General features: G+C 39.1%; 2 protein-coding genes. One reads left to right on the forward strand and one right to left on the reverse strand.

Annotated elements, in window-relative coordinates; genetic code table 11:
- Positions 1-1,415: 1,415 nt before the first annotated feature.
- Positions 1,416-2,483: a branched-chain amino acid aminotransferase gene (locus ACFQ0R_RS10685; protein WP_379658368.1), complete on the reverse strand. Its 1,068-nt coding sequence runs from the start codon at positions 2,481-2,483 to the stop codon at positions 1,416-1,418.
- Positions 2,484-2,583: 100 nt separating this feature from the next.
- Here ACFQ0R_RS10685 and ACFQ0R_RS10690 point away from each other — a divergent pair, with 100 nt between their 5' ends.
- A complete protein-coding gene (locus tag ACFQ0R_RS10690; RefSeq protein WP_379658369.1) occupies positions 2,584-3,117 on the forward strand; it encodes a DUF4920 domain-containing protein in 534 nt (177 codons plus the stop codon).
- Positions 3,118-5,110: the final 1,993 nt, after the last annotated feature.

Consider the following 5,110-nt stretch of genomic DNA (forward strand, 5'->3'; position numbering starts at 1 on the left):
TTTTTTTTTTAGCGGATGTATCGAGAGGTGATTTTATACGATGGAGCTTTAACAAGGTCTCGATACAAATTTTACTTTTTCTCAAAAGCAAAATCCACTCGACCTGACAGCGTTGTTACCCTAAATTCGCTTCAGGGTTTAAAATTAAGATGTCAGGGTTACACCCCTTCTTTTTTTCTTTCACGTGCTTTTTTATGAAGATAGCAGGGCTAGCGCCCCTGACTGAAAATTAAAGCACAAAGACCTCACAGAGGACTATAGAAAGATGATTTTGGGGGCAGCGACCACATATCTTAATAACAAAAATACATCGAGATGAAATGAAGGGGCAGCGCCCTGGAATCTGAATCATGAATTAAAGCTTACTAAACTACACCTTTGGTATTTCAACTCAAAACTAACATCTGCCCGCCTCAGGAGGGCTCGAACTGACAGCTGACAACTGCCTTCACTTTAATTCGATTTTCCTATCGTCGCTTCATCTGCGTAGCTCAAGCAGCAAATCAGGCAGGCTCAGCCACTTGAGTTCCTGTCGTCTATTGAGTCTTTTGTTGCTAGTTAGACTATTCATCAATTTGTCTCAGCAGAACTATCGGAATGGCCAAAATTCAGTTTTCAGATTCTAACTTGAGCTATCTTGACTTTCTTTCAGTTTTAATACACTCTCAATACTTAAGCTATACTTAAGCCATACTTGAAATAGCTTTGAGGATTAAAGATTTTCTGTTCTGCTTACAAGCTTTTGATTTTGGGTTTTGACAAGCCTAAGAATTGGAAATTATGTAGGCCATCAACAAGCAATATACAGCAATTCTGAGATATCTGTCCTAGCTAGGAATATGGCTTACCCGACCATACAGCGTTGTCACCCTGAATTCGTTTCAGGGTCTAGACTCAGGATGTTGGAGATGCTGAAATAAATTCAGCATGACACTATTAGTTTTACTTCGAGCCTATCTTTCAAGAAACGCAGAAAGGTGCGCGCCTTAACCGCATGTATTGAGAGGAATGTCACTTCGATTGCGCGCTTTTTTTTGCGCGTGTATCGAGAAGTGGGTTAATACGAAGAGCTTTAATAAGATCTCGCAATGTCTCCTCGAGTGTCCGCTTTTTTTTTAGCGGATGTATCGAGAGGTGATTTTATACGAAGAGCTTTAACAAGGTCTCGATACATCCGCCTTAGGCGGACACTCGACCTGACAGCGTTGTCACCCACAATTTATTTCAGGGTCTAGACCCAAGATGCTGGAGATGCTGAAATAAATTCAGCATGATACTATTAGTTTTACTTTGAGCCTGCCTTTCAAGTGAACGCAGGCAGGCTCGAACTGACAACAAAAAGCCCAATGAAATAAATTCATTGGGCTTTGATAGGTATTAGGTATTAGTTGATTAGAGTAAGGACTAGTCACTAATTAAAACGCTTTCATCTTCCAGCCGTGTGGATCTTCGACTCTGTTGTACTGAATATCCTGTAAGGACTTTTTGAAAAAGGTACCGTAAGGCTCGTCGATAGTAGGCAAGTCGTAATATTCTCCATCATATTCAAATCCTTCAACTCTCACTACGGTTGCAGCGGTTCCTGCTCCAAAGATTTCTTTAAGCTCACCGTTTTTGGCAGCTTTCACGATTTCTTTAACCGATACTTTTTCGACCACAACCTCAACATTGTTATCTTTAGCTAACTGGATTATACTCTTACGAGTGATCCCGTCCAGAATTCGGTCGTTTGTTGGTGCTGTCAAAAGTTTATCTCCAACTCTGAAGAAAATATTCATCGTTCCTGCTTCCTCAAGATATTCATGTGAACTCGCATCTGTCCAGATAATCTGGTCAAGCCCTTTAGCTTTAGCCAATTTGGTTGGGTAAAACTGTGCGCCGTAGTTACCTGCAGCTTTTGCATAGCCTACACCACCATCGGCAGCTCTACTGAATTCCTGTGCAAAAATCACTTTAATAGGTTTGTTATAGTAAGCTTGCGCCGGGCAAGTGATTATCATAAATCTGTACTGATCTGACTCTGATGCTGAAACTCCGTTTTCGGTAGCAATCACAAAGGGTCTGATGTAAAGAGAATTTCCGCCTCCCTTTTTAACCCAGTCTTTATCCAGCTCTAGTAAAGTCTTTAATGAATTAAAAAAATAATCTTTTGGAAATTCTGGAATAGCAAGACGCTTGGATGACTTGTTGATACGCTCAAAATTTTGCTCTGGTCTAAATAACCAAACCTGATCGTCTTCGTCTTTAAAAGCTTTCATCCCTTCAAAGACCGCCTGACCATAGTGAAAGACTTTAGCAGAAGGCTCTATTTCCATTGGGCCGTAAGGCACAATCTTAGGGGTTTGCCATTCGCCATCGATGTAGTCGCAGTACATCATATGGTCTGCATTTATTTTTCCAAATTTTAGATTATCAAAATCTACCTGGTCTATTCTAGAGTTTTCAACTTTAGTAATATCAAGTTTTATATCGGTGCTATTCATCGGTAATAAATTTTTGTAAATGTACTAAAATTTAATAAGGTTAAATCAGGAAGATTCCTAACTTTGATGTTATTCTTATTATAAATTTTTAATTATTATCATGAAAAAGCTTCTTTTATTACCAATCTTATTAATGTTTATCGCTTGCGGGACAAATGATTCAAAGCAAGAAAAACCAGAAACTGAAACCACTTCAGAAAATCCTTTGGAGGAAAAAGACTTAAGTATTGAAACTGACAGCCAATTTGGTGAAGAATTTGAATCCGCTGAAATTAAATCAGACTCTGAAATGCTGGCGGTTTACAAAGACCTCAAGCTCGGAGATACGCTCCAAGTTCAATTTCAATCTGAAGTTCAGAGCGTTTGCGCTAAAAAAGGCTGCTGGATGAAGCTTGAGCTACCGGAAGACCAAAATGCACATGTGACTTTTAAAGATTACGGCTTCTTCGTGCCTAAAGACAGTCAGGGACATCAAATGCTGGTCAGTGGTGTAGCCTTCATCGAACAAACCGATGTCGAAACCCTAAGGCATTATGCCGAAGATGCTGGCAAAAGTGAAGCTGACATCGCTAAAATCACAGAGCCGGAACTGAACTACAGGTTTATAGCTGACGGGGCGAAAGCCGTTGACTAGGTAGTACTTGGTTGTCGGTTGTCGGTTGTCGGTTGTCGGTTGTCGAATTTAAAATTCTTTATTCGATATTCAGTATTTTGTGTTAGGTGTTAGGAAATAGAAATAAGTCTTGAATCCTCTGTCAGGTCGAGTGTACCGACATATTTCGTCGGGGTGTATCGAGAGACCTCCACCCTATTCAAATTAAAATAGTATCCATATCAAACCTCTTAGCATTACAGCTTTATCCCGTATCCAAATTTTTTATTAGATATTCGATATTCTTTATTCAGTATTAGTTTTTTAATTTTCGTTTAATGCATATCAATGAGATAGTTTGGAGGCTATAGCCCATGAATTTATAAGTAAGTTGACTCCAGCTCACATGGAAATGTCAGGGTTACACCCCTTCTTTGCTCTTTCACATGTTTTTTATAAAGATAGTAGGGCTAGCGCCCCTGACTGGAAATTAAAGCACAAAGACCTCACAGAGGACTATAGAAAGATGATTTCGGGGGAGCAGAGCAAAAGCCTAAGGTTAAAAATAATCAAGATGCTGAAACCTTAAATGAGGCCTCGCAATGTCTCCTCGAGTGTCCGCTTTTTTTTAGCGGATGTATCGAGAGGTGGTTTAATACGAAGAGCTTTAATGAGGTCTCGATACAAATTTTACTTTTTCTCAAAAGCAAAATCCACTCGACCTGACATTTCCTCAGTTAACAAATCACTAGTCACCGATAACTGATGGTAGCTTCGATACATCCGCCTTAGGCAGATACTCAGCCACCAACTCACGACTCATAATTAACCAACATCCATAAAAAGTAGGTTTTTTTAATAGATTTTAATTTTAAACTTTAATGTCACTTCGAGTACGCCCTTTTTTTTCAGCGCGTGTATCGAGAAGTGGTTTAAAACGAAGAGCTTTAATGAGGTCTCGATACAAATTTTACTTTTTCTCAAAAGCAAAATCCACTCGACCTGACATTTCCTAAGTTAACAAATCACTACTCACTATTCACTAATCACCGAAAAACCGAAAACAGATAACTGATGGTAGCTTCGATACATCCGCCAGAGGCGGACACTCAGCCACCAACTCACGACTCATAATTAATCAACATCCATAAAAAGTAGGCCGTTTATTTTATAGATTTTAATTTAAAACTCTGATGTCACCTCGAATACGCGCTTTTTTCTGCGCGTGTATCGAGAAGTTTTTTACGAAGAACTTTTTCCAGGTCTCGCAATGTCACCTCGAGTGTCCGCTTTTTTTTTAGCGGATGTATCGAGAGGTGGTTTAATACGAAGAGCTTTAATGAAGTCTCGATACAAATTTTACTTTTTATCAAAAGCAAAATCCACTCGACCTGACAGCGTTGCCACCTTGACTTCTTTCAAAGTTTTTAATCCCTAATCCCGCCAGTACACCAACTCACGATTCACTAATCACTAAACACCGAAAAACCGAAAACAGATAACTGATGGTAGCTTCGATACATCCGCCTTAGGCGGGCTCAGCCACCAAATTACGACTCATAATTAACCAACATCCATAAAAGTAGGCCGTTTTTTTTAATAGATTTTAATTTTAAACTTTAATGTCACTTCGAGTGTCCGCTTTTTTTTTAGCGGATGTATCGAGAAGTGGTTTAATACGAAGAGCTTTAGTGAGGTCTCGATACAAATTTTACTTTTATCAAAAGCAAAATCCACTCGACCTGACATTACCTCAGCCAACAAATCACTAGTCACCGATAACTGATGGTAGCTTCGATACATCCGCCTTAGGCGGGCTCAGCCACCAAATTACGACTCATAATTAACCAACATCCATAAAAGTAGGCCGTTTATTTTATAGATTTTAATTTTAAACTTTAATGTCACTTCGAGTACGCGCCCTAAGCCTGTGTGTATCGAGAGGAATGTCACTTCGATTTCTATGACGTAACCAAACGATTTTGATACAAAGTTTGATTTTTTATAAGTGCAAAAACAATATGTATTATTTTGT

The sequence above is a fragment of the Psychroflexus salinarum genome (genome assembly GCF_042677225.1).
Classification (GTDB): domain Bacteria; phylum Bacteroidota; class Bacteroidia; order Flavobacteriales; family Flavobacteriaceae; genus Psychroflexus; species Psychroflexus salinarum.